This window comes from Chitinophaga agri (genome assembly GCF_010093065.1).
GTDB classification, from domain to species: Bacteria; Bacteroidota; Bacteroidia; order Chitinophagales; family Chitinophagaceae; genus Chitinophaga; species Chitinophaga agri.
Window position 1 is genome coordinate 4,541,369 of sequence record NZ_CP048113.1, and the last position, 14,235, is coordinate 4,555,603.

A 14,235-nucleotide genomic window follows, 5' to 3' on the forward strand; every position below is an offset into this window, starting at 1 on the left:
CAAAAAGACCAGTTGATGAAAACAAGATTTTGGTTGATAAAGGTTGTCCTCAAGTTGTGAAATATTTGTTAATTTATCAAAACAAAAATTGCAACAATGATACAAACAACTACCCCTTATACTATTCTTCAACCATCCAAACAGCTATTGGTCCATACATCCCAGCGTCAATACGCACTATTTTATTCGTATGATGTTTGCAAATTGCTTTGAGTAACTTTACCCAATGTCCTCCATAAATAGTAAGAATAGCAGATCTGATCATCGTAAAAAGCTACGGCTCAGCGATGACTTTTCGAGGGTAAGTGTTGATCAGGAGAACTTACCCAAGGTGCCGGCAAAGAGTAATTTTACCATTCACTCCCGCTCTACAAATCCTTGCCGGGAGTATATTTCTGCCAGCAGAAGAGATTACTATAAAATCACGCTGATGACCAGGGGCGGCGGCATTATGACGCTCGGTCAACGCAAATATGTCATCAAGGCGCCTGCTATCGTATTTATCAATCAGCTGGAAGCAAAAACCTGGGATCCGCAGGGAGAGCAGGACGGTTACTATTGCCAGTTCACGGAACATCTGTTTGAAATGCAACGTCACTACCGTGACGAACTCCTGCATCACCCGCTTTTCCAGATAGGCGCCAATCCGGTGCTTAACCTCACTGAACAACAGCGGGACTACATGTTACAGTTATTCGGACACCTGCTGAAAGAAAGTAAAGACTGCAATCCTTACCGCCAGGAAGCCATACTGATCTACCTGCAATTATTACTTTTAGAAGCGAAGAGGATCAGCGTACCAGAGGCGTTACCGCAACGTTCCCTGACAACGGCTCAGTTGCTTGCGGAGCGATTTACGGACGCCCTGGAAAAACAATTTCCGATCACTTCAGAGCTGGAACAGGTGCAGCTTAAAACAGCAGGAGATTTCGCACAGATATTAAACGTACATCCCAATCACCTGAATGCAACTGTCAAACGGGTAACCGGGCGAACTACCAGCGAACATATTCGTCAGCGCCTCCTGCTCGAAGCAAGGCTGTTACTGCTACATACTGACTGGCCGATAGCAGCGATCGCTCATTCGCTTGGATTTGAAGAACCAGCTAACTTTTCGCACTTCTTTAAAAGCCAGACGGGACATACGCCGCACACATTTAGAAATAATTAGGAACCGGAATGAGGAATTGATATAAAGAGATGTTCTATGCAGATATTCCTGCATTCTTATCAGACAGGTATAAAAAGTGAGAGGGCGCTTCCAGGAAGCGCCCTCTCACTTTTTATACCTGTCTGATGAACTCTTATCCTATGCCATACATAGTGCATCATCTCCGCCGCATTTCAATACCTGATCACTTCGCCTTATATCCCCAGTCCTGCAACCACTTCACCACCTTTTCCTTGTAGTCACCCTGAATCAGTATCAGTCCATCTTTCGCACTACCACCGGTACCACATTTCGTCTTCAGTTCCTTGCCCAGTTTTTCCAGGTCTTCTTCTTTACCTACAAAACCATCCACCAGTGTCACTACCTTTCCGGCACGCTGTTTAGTGTCCAGCTTCACCCGCAATTGCTGCTGGGCAGGAGGGAGGGTCTCGATCTCCTCGGGTTCATCGCTCTCCGGTTTAAAATCAGGATTAGTGGAATACACTATACCACCTGTATTGGTATTAAACTTCTTCTTTGACATAATAGTAAGTTTATGAACGGTTAACTACGACCTGCAGCGCACCAGGATGAACACGGAACGCGACTTTACCATTTTCTTTCAATGGCACCGCATCCCCGTCTACCTGCAGGTGCACCAGTTCGTTACTTTTAACAACGATCGTTTCTCCCGTATAATGCTGCATATAGCGGGTCTTATCAATATTACCCATCAGGGAATAAAATCCGACAGGTATCAGTCCGTACAGTTTGATCGGCGGCACAACACACAAGTCCAGTTTACCATCGAAAACATTTGCGTCAGGCGCTAGTTTAAATTCATAGCCAAACTGGTTGCCATTCGCCACCGTAAGCAGAAAGGCACGCTCCTGCATTGTCTTACCATCCACGCTGATCTCGTATGAAGGGCCTTTATAACTGCTGAAACTCTGAAATACAAGCTTCGCATATCCCCAAAGCCCACGTTTGGTCTTATGCCTGAACTGATCTGCTACCAACGCATCGAAACCTACACCGGCGTTACTCAGGAACAGGTGTTCATTCGCGTAACCAACGTCTATTGACTGACGCCTTCCATCGGCAATCACTTCCAGTGCGCGCGATACTTTCAACGGTATTTTCAGCGCTCTTGCAAGACCATTCCCACTACCCAGCGGAATAATAGCCAGTGCGGTAGTTGTACCTACCAGTCCCTGTGCTATCTCATTGATAGAACCATCGCCACCTACTGCCACTACTGTATCTGTTCCATTCGCAACCGCAGCTCTGGCCAGGTCAGTGCCATGTCCGAGGTATTCCAGGTGAGTGATCTCTACTGAAAATGCCTTTGGCGTCAAATATTTTCTGATGATACCTTCCAGACGCTTTTCCCTGTCTGTTCCCGCTTTACGGTTTATGATAAATAGAATCTTTCTCAACGTTAGGGATATTATATTGCTTTTAAACTAAGATCAAGACTAACAGCATGATGGATCACTGCACCTGCGGACACATAATCAACACCTGTTTTGGCATATGCTTCCAGTGTATCCAGGTTGATACCACCTGATGCTTCTGTTTCGTAACGACCATCTATCAGCGCAAGCGCTTCCGTGATCTGGGCAGGAGTATAGTTATCCAGCATAATACGGTGCACCTGACCGACTGCCAGCACTTCTTTCACATCTTCCAGGTTACGTGTTTCCACTTCAATCTGTAAGGGCAACTGATGCTCCCGCAGGTATGCGACCGTTTTGGTAATTGCGGCCGTAATACCTCCTGCAAAATCAATATGATTATCTTTCAGCATAACCATATCATACAAACCCATACGATGGTTTACACCACCACCAATACGTACCGCTTCTTTTTCCAGCAAACGGAAATTGGGGGTTGTCTTACGGGTATCGAGCAACCGGGTATGGTATCCTTTCAGTACATTCACATACTGGCGGGTCAGCGTAGCGATACCACTCATACGCTGCATACAGTTCAGTACAAGGCGTTCTCCCATCAGTAAGGTATGAATAGATGCTTCTACCTCAAAAGCCGTTTCTCCTGCATGCATCTCATCACCATCCTGCTTGAATGGCTTAAAAATGGAATCTTTGTCCAGTATCTGGAAAATAGCAGCAGCTACCTCCATGCCTGCCAGTACACCATCTTCTTTGATCTTCAGCCGCGCGCCACCCCTGGCGTCAGCCGGTATAGAGGCGAGGGTAGAGTGGTCTCCATTTCCTATATCTTCGGCCAGTGCGCTGCGAATAAGGGCTGTAAATGCTGGTTCCTGTAACATACTATCGGTTTGAAAGAACGAAAGTAAGCCAAAAATTAAGAACGGTGGTCCAGGTCAGGAATATACCCGAATATAAAAAAGTCCGGACTGAGCCGGACTTTTCAATATCATTCTTAATAAGACTTTATTATTTATTTTCGAAACGTAATTCATTCAATACCATTGAACCACCTTTCATCTGCAGAAAGAATGAAGTACGGAAAGCGCCACCGGACGTACCCACATTAGCAATACCTACTCTGGAGCCACCTTTACTCTCTACCTGGTGGATCAGTTCAAATGATTTTACCTGATTTTTAGCGAAGAAATCTTTCAGGATAATTTCAGCCTGTGCTTTGCTGTAAGAATTTGATTTACCAGCCATGCTGATTTCTACAGTATTGTCAAGGTAGCGGGATAGTGCGCTCGCATCGCCTTGTTTAATTGCAGTGACTACGTCTTCAAAGGGACCTGCTGCAGTAGATTTCAAGTTAGCGGCTGACAGGGTAAATGCAGTGATAATGACGCCAAACAACACAACTCCAAGCACATACATTAACTTTTTCATCGTCAGTATTTTATTAAGTAGTAAAGTTTTCATCATTAAAGTGAAATGGGCTAAAACTATGCCAATTTGCAGGTTGCCTTTTAAAATACAATCATAGTTGTATTGTACAATGATTAATTAATGCGAATATATTAATATATATTTTTAGAATAAAACCTAACTCCAGTAAAGTTCTTTCACTGCTGTATGATTTTTGCCGGCATTTCAATAAGTTTGATGCCGTTTCACGGATGCTTCATAACTTTAGCATCCTTTACTGAACAAGAAAATTACAACCGGAAATATGGAAAAGAAAAGAGCCATTCTCATTATCATGGATGGATGGGGACAGGGACAGGTTCCTGCAGCTGACGCTATAGCGCATTCAAAGACTCCCTTTGTAAGCAGCCTGTATGCTAAGTACCCGCATAGTACACTGATCACCTGCGGCGAAGATGTTGGCTTACCTGAAGGTCAGATGGGTAACTCCGAAGTAGGACACCTGAACCTCGGCGCCGGACGTATCGTATACCAGGAACTTCAGCGTATCAATGTAGCCATCCGCACAGGTGAACTGGCTGGCAATAAGGTACTGCAGGATACGCTCTCTTATGCAAAAGATAACGATAAGGCCCTCCACCTTATCGGTCTCGTAAGTGACGGTGGTGTACACTCTCATATCAATCACCTGAAAGCGCTCACACAGATCGCTAAAGATAAAGGACTGACCAAAGTATTTATACATGCCTTCACTGATGGCCGTGACACCGATCCGAAAGGTGGCCTGCCATACATGGAAGAACTGGTAGCTCACCTGAATAACACGGTGGGACAGGTAGCCAGCATCACCGGCCGTTACTATGCAATGGACCGCGATAAACGCTGGGAACGCGTGAAACTCGCATATGATGCGATGGTACACGGTACCGGTACGCCTACACAGGATGTAGTAACAGCTATCAAAACCTCCTACGCAGAAGGTGTTACCGACGAGTTTATCAAACCGATCGTGACTACCGATGCGCAGCTGAACCCGATCGCCACCATCAAGGAAGGTGATGCGGTACTGTGCTTCAACTTCCGTACTGACCGTTGCCGTGAGATCACCCAAGTACTGACCCAGCAGGCTTTCCCTGATTTTGGTATGCAACCACTGGCACTGCACTATACCACCATGACCGAATATGATAAAACCTACAAAGGTGTACACGTTATATTCGAAAATGATAACCTGCAGAATACCCTGGGTGAAGTACTGGAAGCCAACAACCGCAGCCAGATCCGTATCGCAGAAACTGAGAAATATCCACACGTTTCCTTCTTCTTCTCCGGTGGCCGTGAGAAAGAATTCCAGGGTGAACGCCGTCTGATCGTAGCTTCTCCTAAAGTAGCTACCTACGACATGCAACCGGAAATGAGCGCATTCGAAGTGACAGATACCATCGTTCCGGAAATAGAAAGCAAATCTGCTGACTTTATCTGCCTGAACTTCGCTAATGCCGACATGGTAGGCCATACCGGTATATGGGAAGCCGCCATCAAAGCGGTAGAAACCGTGGATACCTGCGTAGAGAAAGTAGTCACTGCTGCCCTGAAAAATGATTATACAGTGTTCCTTACCGCTGACCACGGTAATGCTGACTTTATGATCAACAGTGATGGTACGCCTAATACCGCTCACACCACCAACCTGGTTCCTTACTTCCTGATCAGCAATGATTTCAAAGGTGCCGTAAAACCAGGTAAACTGGGTGACGTTGCACCAACCATTCTGACCCTGATGGGCCTTCCTATCCCGCAGGAAATGACGGGCAACGTACTGATATAAGTATTCCCATCTCATTCATAGAAAAGCTGTCCACCGCAGGGTGCGACAGCTTTTTTTATATTATTTCTGTCCTGTAACTATTCGTCAAGCTAATCCGTTTTACGTTTTTTAGTGCTCTCGACAGATTTGCTCATGCATTAGATGCGCCGTGTTTACGGCGCATTAACTTTTTTATACGGCTTGCTTTCAGACAGATGCGCGGCGCATTAATCCATCTTCCCTAAATTTGCACAATGGATCATCGTTTTTCATGGATACTGGTAGTAGTTGCTGTATGCGTTGCATCCTGCAGCAATGACAAAGGAGGGCAGCAAGGCAATAAACTGGCTTACAGAGATCTGAAAGGATATTTTCAGAATGAACTACATCATATCTCCGGGAATAAACCCGCCCTGCAGAAAACGATCATTATGAACGGGAAGCGGGATAGCCTTACCATTGCTGTACCCGATTCGGCGCAGCTCCAGCACCTGCTGGCCCCATTCCTGGATGTAGACCTGAATAAACCCTCCCTTCAGGGTGCATACGATACCATCCTGCTGGCCGACCAATTCTCCGGCAAACGCTCCCTCATGTACAAAGCCAGAAATACGGCTACCGTACCCCAGGAAGTCATTATGGATATTGACAGCCAGCAGCATATTACCAATGTGCAAATGAATAAGCATGTAGAGAACCTGGTATACGAATACCAGCAAAACCTGGTGTATCAGCAAAACAAACATATCCGCATCGTGACCTGGCAAAAGATCGCCTTTCTGCCTGCTCGCGAACTGGATGTGAAAGTCCTGCTCAGGCACCCCTAACAGATCTTCTTACAACATGACAGCAGCGGAGTTTCAACAGATATCGCATACAATACCCCTTCAGCCTGGTATTTACAAGTATTACAATGAAGCAAATGAACTGCTTTATGTAGGAAAAGCTAAAAGCCTGCGCAAAAGGGTCAGCTCTTATTTTGTTAAAAATCATGATAACTACAAGACCCGTAAACTTGTAGAGAACATCCACCATATTGAATTTACCATCGTAGGCTCTGAACAGGATGCCTTCCTGCTGGAAAACTCACTGATCAAACAGTTCCAGCCTAAATTCAATATCAACCTGAAAGACGATAAAACATACCCTTATATCGTCATCAAACATGAAGCATTCTCCCGTGTATTCCTCACCCGTAATGTCATAAAGGACGGTTCCGAATACCTGGGGCCATTCACCTCCGTAGGCCGCGTACGCGAACTGCTGGAAGTGATCCGGTATAACATCCCCCTGCGTACCTGTAACCTCAATCTTTCCCCACAGAACGTCGCCAAAGGGAAATATAAGGTATGCCTGGAATATCACCTGGGCAACTGTAAAGGCCCCTGCGAAGGACTGCAAACAGAGGAAGACTACCGGGAAGGATTGCAGCAGGTAAAAAATATCCTGCGGGGCAATCTTACCCCTGTATTACAACTGTTCCGTGCACAAATGCAGGAGCATGCGATGAATATGGAATTTGAGAAAGCGGAGATTGTCAGAAAGAAAATTGACAGTCTGCAGGCATACCAGGCAAAGTCCACCATTGTCAATACCCGTATTGGTAACGTGGACATATTCTCCATCATCAGTGAGGGTAACTACGCCTATGTCAATTACCTCCGTGTCCTTAACGGCACCATTGCCGATACCAAGACCGTCACGCTGGAAAAGAAACTGGAAGAAGACGATACCGAGGTACTGACCTATGCCGTCGGTTATCTGCGGGACGTATTCCAGAGTCTCACCCGCGAGATCATTGTACCGATAGAGATCGAGTATCCTGAAGAACAGGTGACTATAACAGTGCCGAAAGGTGGGGATAAAAAGAAACTGCTGGAACTGTCCGAGAAGAATGTCAATTACTTTAAGGAAGAACTCTACAGGAAAAAGATCCTTCACCTGGAAGGGAAAAGTGATATGGAGAAGAAAAAAGTACTGTATCAGTTACAGGCCGATCTTGAACTCCAGGAACTGCCTGTACATATTGAATGCTTCGATAACTCCAACTTCCAGGGCGCTTACCCGGTTTCTGCCTGTGTGGTATTCAAGGATGGCGTCGCTTCCAAAAAAGACTATCGTCACTTCAACATCAAGACCGTACAGGGTATCAATGACTTTGCCTCTATGAAAGAAGTAGTATACCGCCGGTATAGTCGTTTACTGGCGGAGCAGCAGCCATTACCCCAGCTGGTGATCATCGATGGCGGTAAAGGTCAGTTAGGTTCTGCCATGGAGAGCATTCGCGAACTGGACCTCATAGGTAGTATGACGGTAGTGGGCCTCGCTAAGAATGAGGAAGAGATCTTCTTCCCGGGCGATAAGGACAGCATCAAACTTCCTTATGACAGCGAGAGCCTGAAACTGATCCGCCGCGTACGTGATGAAGTGCACCGTTTCGGCATCACCTTCCATCGGCAGAAGCGAAGTAAAGGCACTTTTAAGAACGAATTGGAGGCTATCAGGGGCATTGGTGAGAATACGGCTACCCAGCTATTGAAAACGTTCCGTTCGGTCGCTAAAATAAAATTATTGTCGGAAGACGACCTCATAAAAGAAGTGGGCGCCGCGAAAGCCCGGTTGGTATATAGTCACTTCCATCCGGCTACCGGACAAACAGGTCAGTAACAATCTTTCTTCATCAATACAGATTATTTTTTTGCAACGGGCTACGGCACTACTGTCGGCCGCCGTTGTGTCACTCCCTTGTACGCCAGGTCCGCTATGCGCCCTGCCCGGCTACTACGACTGATGATTACAGATCAAACAATCGCTACGCTTTCGCCCTGAGTGCCTGCGCCATATGGCGCTGCTCATGCGCGATCACAAAACGGAATGTATCTCCCAGGTTGAATTTCAGCCAGCTTCCCAAAGTGGTCGGGATCTTTATCTGTTCCAGATTGACCAGCTTCGCCCTGTCCAGCAGTGCTTTAGTCTGTTGTTGCCATTCCATAAATTCATGGACCGTTCTACGGGCATCCAGATCAGCCAGTGGCCGGTAGGCCTTCGGTGCCTGCATCTTCATGCCCGGCAGACCATTGTTTTTCGGCTTCATCATATTCGTAAAATAATTCCCTAACCAGCCGCTTTTGAAAACAGGTGCAGGAGAGGAGGGCAGACTGCCTGTCAGTTTTCCCCGGATGGCCTTTTCCATAGCGGGTACATAAAAACGGGAATAAGCGTTCAGGTGATCGAGGCACTGGGCCACGCTCCATTTATCGGGAGCAGGCTGTCGCAGCAGCGCCTCATCACTGGCATTTACGAAATGAGTATTTACAGTTTGCAGCAGTTCATCCACCTGACCCTGAAGGGTCGCTAACAGTACGGGGGGTTCGAATATACGGGACATAATGTGGTGATTTGAGTATACTACAAATCTAGGCAGGGGAGGGGAACAGATAAATGAGATAAGTCATGTAAGGCAAAAAGGGAGCTCACAAATAGTGAACTCCCTTTTCAGTTATTTTATTTCTGCGAGCAGATTAATACTGCCACATATCTTGTTCCTTGTTAAAGATCTTATCCTTGATCGCCTGACCTTCCAGGAGACGCATGGTACCATCTTTAATGTAATCCTTGATATCGCGGTTGTAAGTATTTGCTTCCTTGGTGATAAAGCTGGAGAAGAAACGCATTTCGAAAAGGTCTTCCCAACTCATCGTAGCCGCATCGTTGTTCTGGTTGTAAACATCAAATTTAGCCAGTACAGGACGCAGATCAGGATAGTATACCCAGAACAGCGGGATTGACGCGCGGAAGGAACCGTCTTCGTTCATACGGGCGATCATTGGAGCGATACCCAGGATACGAACTTTCAGGGCAGAAGCTTCTTTATCGAACACCCATATCTCTTTGATCTTGTACTGAACAACAGTACGAGGGTCAAACTCATCACGGGTAGTTACCATTTTCTCCTCACCGGTTACCGGGTCGATACTACGTACTGTCTTTTCTTCGCCACTCAGTTTGTTCTGAATGTCAGTGTAAGGCATAACGGTAGTGAACCTGTCATCGATTGGGTTGAAAGCTTCTACTTCACCGGACTTGATCGCGTTGAGCAGAATATTTATGAACAGCTGGTTGGTACCAGATTCATCCTCAACATTGTACTGGAAAGGAAGGTTCATCTTTTCGCGGGTATCTATTACCTGCCATATCTTCTTTTCCCAGAATTCATCATCTGAGCGGATATGGTCATATGGAATAGGCACACGGTCTTTGATAAAGTTCTTTTCAGAAATGCCATCCGTACGCAGGGATTTGCGTGGAGTATCTACAACAGGCACTCCAACAGCATCCGGACGTTGGGAGGCTGCTTCTGCACCAGTTGATTGTGGCGCTGTTACACTGTTACCGGTAGCGGGATTGACAACAGAACCATCAGGAGTTGTTGACTCAGCTGGAGTAGCTTCGGTACGGCGTGTCGTACGACGACGCTGAGCGTTCGCTTCGGTTGCCAGGACTACCAGCAGAAGTGCACACCAACCGATTCTGTTAAGGATGACTGCTCGCATAGAAAATAATATTAGTTAATCTTGAAATTGACGTTACTCATATCTCTAACTCTACCATCCGGACCTTTTACGCGGATGTTCTCGAAGTATACGAGATCGCCAGCTCTCAGGGAGCGGATAACAGGCAGTACGCTGTTAGGGAAGTATGCGGAGTTAGCTTCAGCTTCCACATAGTCTTTACCTTTCGCGTCGATAGCTATACGATAGCTAACAACTTCGTATTTAACACCCTCGAACAGAAAGTCTTCCAGGTCAGCGCGGAGACCGCCCTGTACTTTGAACTCAGCAGCCTTCATCATAGGGCCTCTGCTCATACCTACCTTCAGGATAGGGTCAGGAATGTATTTGATACGGAATTCTTTACCTGCCATGCTCTTACCGTTAGCAACCACACCAATGGTAGCAGTACCAGGTTTAGTAACTGTTACAGAGAATTTACCTGCACCAGTTTTGGTGATCGTACCATTGTTGATTGAAGCGGATACCTGCTCAGCCGGAACACCAGCAGCAGAGATAGAGATTGGGTTCTGCAGACCGATGTACAGTACGTTCATCTTGTCAGCAGAGATTGATGTTGTAGAAGCACCTACAGTGTAAGGCTGACTGAAAGGGAAACTTTCAGTTTCTCCATTTGGTCTTTTCAGCGTTACGGTACCGGTTAATGTTTTATCACCCAGACCACTTACATTCATTTTATATGTACCTAAACCATCAGTTGCTGTAACAGCTGCGCCGTTTACAACGATTTCAGGATTTACAGTACTGCTATAAGCACCCACAGCGATCTTAGCTACCAGTTCCTGACCTTCCATCAGGTTTGTGGAGTTCAGAGACACAAATGGAGAGATCTTATCAAACTTAAACTCGTTAGCACCAATACGGCTAAACAGGTAGTCTACCATACGGGCTTCAGAGTTCTTCACGTCGTTCTGAAATTTACTCAGGATAGTTACCGCTGCAATGGTAGGAACCATGTTGAAGTGGTAAGAAGTCCATGTTGCATTCTGAGGACCGTGACTAGTGCCATGAGATTTACCGATAGTAATGTGCAGTGGCAGTGTCTTTTCATATTCCGCCTTAACTGCTGGTTCATCTACAAAAGACAGCATCTTAGCTCTCAGTTCTGTAAGTTTCTTTTCCAGCTCAGGACCTTTTTTGTAGTTCTCCATTACACGGGTAGGAGCATCCTGGTCGCTTTTACCTTTGATTTCACCGTGTTCGTCCAGACCACCAGATTCTCTGATGATGGTAGCTTTCAGTGTATCCAGGTAGATATACATCTCAGCAGCCGCCGCTTTTACCTGTTCAGCTTTCGCTTTATAAGGAGCAGCCTTGGCAGGATCTCCTGTTTTATCGAACTGCTTGTAGGTAAGGTCGTTCTTAGCTGTGATGGAAGTATTTGAAGTTTCTATTGAATCGTTGACTATATTAAATGCGTTCAATATCTCAGCAGAGACGTTCAATGCCAGCATGGCCGTCAAGACCAGGTACATGATATTGACCATCTTCTGCCTGGGATCCTTAGGTAGTGCCATAGTTTGTTCTCAGGTTTGAATGATTGTCTGTGTTTAAATCAAAAACTATAAGCGTTCCCTTATTTCGCATTCTGCATAGCGCTGAGCATGTTACCGTAAACATTGTTCAGGCTAGTCAGGTTATGAGCCAATTTAGAGATCTGATCCTGTGTTTTACGAGCATCATCTACGCTGCTGGTCATTGCTTGAGATACATTCAGCAGATTGCTATAGAAGTTGTTCATAGCTTTCAGGTGATTGTTAGTATCCTGCAGTTCCAGTTCATAGATAGCATTCAGGGAAGCCAGGTTTTTGGTCATACCCTGCATCTGCTCATGGAAGCTTCTTGTTGATTCAGAAGCACTGTTGAAAGAAGAAACAGCTGAAGCAGCAGTGGTGTAAGCGTGAGCTACGTTACCGATAGCGCTGGCAGCTTCTCTTGTTTTTTGTGTGTAATCACCTGTAGCGGCAACTACGTCACTGATATCCCGCATCTTATCTACTGTGGAACCTAATTTCTGGAAGTTCTCGCTCAGACGCTGTAAACTAACCGGAGTAATATCAGCTTCTTCCAGCATTTTATCCAGACCAGCCAGCGCAGGGCTACCACCAGCAACAACTGCTACCTGAGCAGGAGCCGCATCGTGACCACCACTATCTGGTACGAATGCATAAACGAAGAAGATCAGCGCTTCAGTTGTCAAACCAACGATCAGGGCGATGTCCGCACCTGGCCAGTGTTGAATTTTAAAGAGCGCTCCGATAATTACTACAGAAGCCGCGACACAAACAAAGAAATTAAGCCATTTCGATGTAGTAGGATTCATAGCCATAGGTCAAATTTTACTGGTTAAAGTGTTAAAGGTTAAATTGTTGTTATGGAATAGTTGTTGCTCAACGATGATTTGCGGTTTCCCAATGTACATCATACGGTTTCTCATATCAAAGTATTTAAGTTTGATTGTCTCACACATGCCCGCCCCAAGGGCATACAATATTTGTCCTGCCTCTTCGATACTGCCTGTTCTCTCGCTCATCTTTCCGTAATGGTTGCTATTATACGCTTGTTACCTGTGACCAAAATCGTTTTTCGAACGGCTCAGGAATGCGATCGTACATCTGAATCCAATGTAGGATTTAGCACTATCCTGGTATTCGTAAGAACGGGTACCTGTCTGGAGGAAATATCCGATATCTTTCCAGGAACCACCTCTTACTGCCTTACGTTTCATTTTTGGAACTGCATTGTCCGGAACGTCCATACGCAGATAAGGGTTCATATCAGACGTAAAGGAATATGCGTTCTCATAATAAATATCCTGTGTCCACTCAGCTACGTTACCTGACATGTTATATAAACCGTAGTCGTTTGGCCAGTAAGCATCCGCTCTTACAGTGTAGAAACCACCATCTTCAGGATAGTTACCACGACCAGGTTTGAAGTTAGCCAGTAAACAGCCTTTCTTGTTACGAATGTAGTAACCACCCCAAGGGTAAGGAGTTTGCTCTCTACCACCGCGTGCAGCGTACTCCCACTGTGCTTCAGAAGGCAGCTGGAATTTATCTTCCGTGAATAATTTCTTAGAAATACGATAGTCTTCCCAGAACTTACTGCGCCATTCAGCAAAAGCGTTCGCCTGGTGCCAGGTTACGCCTACTACCGGATAGTTGTCAAACGCAGGGTGCCAGAAATACATCCTCGTCATTGGCTCATTGTAAGCGTAAGAGAAGTCACGGATCCAGCACAGTGTGTCAGGATAGATCGCAACGTCTTTCTTTACAATGAACTTGGAACGGGACACATTAGCGTTCTCACGCTTCTTTGCCTGTTCCCAGTTGAAAGTCTCCGCATGATACACCAGTTTACGAACGTCAAACTCTCTACGACCATACAGACGGTCTTCAGGAGCGTACATCATCGTTTCCAGCTGGTCAATGGTAGACTTGTCGCGATAATTGATTTTCTTCTTCCAGTCAATGTAATCCTCACCACCATCATTTTTTACGTAACCTAACATTACGTGGGCAATGGAGTCAGTAACCCATTGTACGAACTGCCTGTATTCGTTATTTGTAATCTCCGTAGCATCCATGTAGAAGCCGGAAATTGAAATAGATTTGTTACGGGCGGTGTACGCATAGTTCAAATCCTCATCGCTCGGTCCCATGTGAAAGGTTCCGGAAGGTACATACACCATTCCATAGGGTACAGGCGGGAAATACTTAGGTCTTGGACTTACGCCGATCAGCTGTCCTTGCGCGTTTTTGGGGGTCTTACTACCACCGCAGCTGGCGAGCAAGCTTACCAGCAATACTGCTAACAGACCACTAGAAAATTTAAGCTTCATAAGGGTAGCTTTCATTGAAAATCATTTATTTCGTAGGCGAC

General features: G+C 45.9%; 14 protein-coding genes. 4 read left to right on the forward strand and 10 right to left on the reverse strand.

Translation table 11 applies throughout. The features are described 5' to 3' along the window. The first annotated feature begins 226 nt into the window (after window positions 1-226). Window positions 227-1,171 (forward strand): helix-turn-helix domain-containing protein, encoded by a 945-nt coding sequence (locus tag GWR21_RS18010; protein ID WP_162333091.1) that lies wholly within the window; start codon window positions 227-229, stop codon window positions 1,169-1,171. Window positions 1,172-1,355: 184 nt separating this feature from the next. Here GWR21_RS18010 and GWR21_RS18015 read toward each other — a convergent pair whose 3' ends face one another. The 4 genes from GWR21_RS18015 to GWR21_RS18030 form a co-directional block, all read right to left on the reverse strand. Beyond that, window positions 1,356-1,694 carry a translation initiation factor gene (locus GWR21_RS18015; protein ID WP_162333092.1) on the reverse strand — a complete coding sequence of 113 codons (339 nt, stop codon included), beginning with the start codon at window positions 1,692-1,694 and terminating at the stop codon, window positions 1,356-1,358. A gap of 10 nt (window positions 1,695-1,704) precedes the next feature. After that, on the reverse strand, window positions 1,705-2,589 hold the full coding sequence (locus tag GWR21_RS18020) for a diacylglycerol/lipid kinase family protein (RefSeq protein WP_162333093.1): 885 nt from the start codon (window positions 2,587-2,589) through the stop codon (window positions 1,705-1,707). An 11-nt stretch (window positions 2,590-2,600) separates the two neighbouring features. Further along, complete coding sequence (gene nadC / locus GWR21_RS18025; protein ID WP_162333094.1) at window positions 2,601-3,446, reverse strand: carboxylating nicotinate-nucleotide diphosphorylase; 846 nt, start codon at window positions 3,444-3,446, stop codon at window positions 2,601-2,603. Window positions 3,447-3,573: 127 nt separating this feature from the next. Continuing rightward, the gene (locus GWR21_RS18030; RefSeq protein ID WP_162333095.1) at window positions 3,574-3,993 is read right to left on the reverse strand and encodes a DUF4783 domain-containing protein; all 420 of its coding nucleotides are present in this window, start codon (window positions 3,991-3,993) and stop codon (window positions 3,574-3,576) included. Window positions 3,994-4,276: 283 nt separating this feature from the next. Between GWR21_RS18030 and gpmI the strand changes: the two genes are divergently transcribed. The 3 genes from gpmI to uvrC all read left to right on the forward strand — a co-directional run bounded on the left by gpmI (window position 4,277) and on the right by uvrC (window position 8,446). Beyond that, window positions 4,277-5,800, forward strand: coding sequence for a 2,3-bisphosphoglycerate-independent phosphoglycerate mutase (gene gpmI / locus GWR21_RS18035; RefSeq protein ID WP_162333096.1), 1,524 nt, complete (start codon window positions 4,277-4,279; stop codon window positions 5,798-5,800). A 233-nt stretch (window positions 5,801-6,033) separates the two neighbouring features. Further along, window positions 6,034-6,606 (forward strand): hypothetical protein, encoded by a 573-nt coding sequence (locus GWR21_RS18040; RefSeq protein ID WP_162333097.1) that lies wholly within the window; start codon window positions 6,034-6,036, stop codon window positions 6,604-6,606. A gap of 16 nt (window positions 6,607-6,622) precedes the next feature. Next, window positions 6,623-8,446: an excinuclease ABC subunit UvrC gene (gene uvrC / locus GWR21_RS18045; protein WP_162333098.1), complete on the forward strand. Its 1,824-nt coding sequence runs from the start codon at window positions 6,623-6,625 to the stop codon at window positions 8,444-8,446. Window positions 8,447-8,591: 145 nt separating this feature from the next. Here uvrC and GWR21_RS18050 read toward each other — a convergent pair whose 3' ends face one another. The 6 genes from GWR21_RS18050 to porK all read right to left on the reverse strand — a co-directional run bounded on the left by GWR21_RS18050 (window position 8,592) and on the right by porK (window position 14,194). Beyond that, the gene (locus GWR21_RS18050) at window positions 8,592-9,167 is read right to left on the reverse strand and encodes a DinB family protein (RefSeq protein WP_162333099.1); all 576 of its coding nucleotides are present in this window, start codon (window positions 9,165-9,167) and stop codon (window positions 8,592-8,594) included. A gap of 133 nt (window positions 9,168-9,300) precedes the next feature. After that, entirely contained in the window at window positions 9,301-10,332 is a 1,032-nt protein-coding gene (gene porN / locus GWR21_RS18055) for a type IX secretion system ring subunit PorN/GldN (RefSeq protein ID WP_162333100.1), read from the reverse strand. Window positions 10,333-10,343: 11 nt separating this feature from the next. Beyond that, entirely contained in the window at window positions 10,344-11,867 is a 1,524-nt protein-coding gene (porM, locus tag GWR21_RS18060; RefSeq protein WP_162333101.1) for a type IX secretion system motor protein PorM/GldM, read from the reverse strand. 59 nt (window positions 11,868-11,926) lie between these two features. Next, window positions 11,927-12,679, reverse strand: coding sequence for a type IX secretion system motor protein PorL/GldL (porL, locus tag GWR21_RS18065; RefSeq protein WP_162333102.1), 753 nt, complete (start codon window positions 12,677-12,679; stop codon window positions 11,927-11,929). A 3-nt stretch (window positions 12,680-12,682) separates the two neighbouring features. Beyond that, window positions 12,683-12,883: a hypothetical protein gene (locus tag GWR21_RS31580; RefSeq protein WP_238429860.1), complete on the reverse strand. Its 201-nt coding sequence runs from the start codon at window positions 12,881-12,883 to the stop codon at window positions 12,683-12,685. A 30-nt stretch (window positions 12,884-12,913) separates the two neighbouring features. Continuing rightward, on the reverse strand, window positions 12,914-14,194 hold the full coding sequence (gene porK / locus GWR21_RS18070) for a T9SS ring complex lipoprotein PorK/GldK (RefSeq protein WP_202928960.1): 1,281 nt from the start codon (window positions 14,192-14,194) through the stop codon (window positions 12,914-12,916). Window positions 14,195-14,235 lie beyond the last annotated feature (41 nt).

Coding starts and splice junctions, on each gene's coding strand:
- GWR21_RS18010 (WP_162333091.1), top strand. CDS start 227: ATGTCCTCCATAAATAGTAAGAATAGCAGATCTGATCATCGTAAAAAG.
- GWR21_RS18015 (WP_162333092.1), bottom strand. CDS start 1,694: ATGTCAAAGAAGAAGTTTAATACCAATACAGGTGGTATAGTGTATTCC.
- nadC (WP_162333094.1), bottom strand. CDS start 3,446: ATGTTACAGGAACCAGCATTTACAGCCCTTATTCGCAGCGCACTGGCC.
- GWR21_RS18030 (WP_162333095.1), bottom strand. CDS start 3,993: ATGAAAAAGTTAATGTATGTGCTTGGAGTTGTGTTGTTTGGCGTCATT.
- gpmI (WP_162333096.1), top strand. CDS start 4,277: ATGGAAAAGAAAAGAGCCATTCTCATTATCATGGATGGATGGGGACAG.
- GWR21_RS18040 (WP_162333097.1), top strand. CDS start 6,034: ATGGATCATCGTTTTTCATGGATACTGGTAGTAGTTGCTGTATGCGTT.
- uvrC (WP_162333098.1), top strand. CDS start 6,623: ATGACAGCAGCGGAGTTTCAACAGATATCGCATACAATACCCCTTCAG.
- GWR21_RS18050 (WP_162333099.1), bottom strand. CDS start 9,167: ATGTCCCGTATATTCGAACCCCCCGTACTGTTAGCGACCCTTCAGGGT.
- porN (WP_162333100.1), bottom strand. CDS start 10,332: ATGCGAGCAGTCATCCTTAACAGAATCGGTTGGTGTGCACTTCTGCTG.
- porM (WP_162333101.1), bottom strand. CDS start 11,867: ATGGCACTACCTAAGGATCCCAGGCAGAAGATGGTCAATATCATGTAC.
- porL (WP_162333102.1), bottom strand. CDS start 12,679: ATGGCTATGAATCCTACTACATCGAAATGGCTTAATTTCTTTGTTTGT.
- GWR21_RS31580 (WP_238429860.1), bottom strand. CDS start 12,883: ATGAGCGAGAGAACAGGCAGTATCGAAGAGGCAGGACAAATATTGTAT.
- porK (WP_202928960.1), bottom strand. CDS start 14,194: ATGAAGCTTAAATTTTCTAGTGGTCTGTTAGCAGTATTGCTGGTAAGC.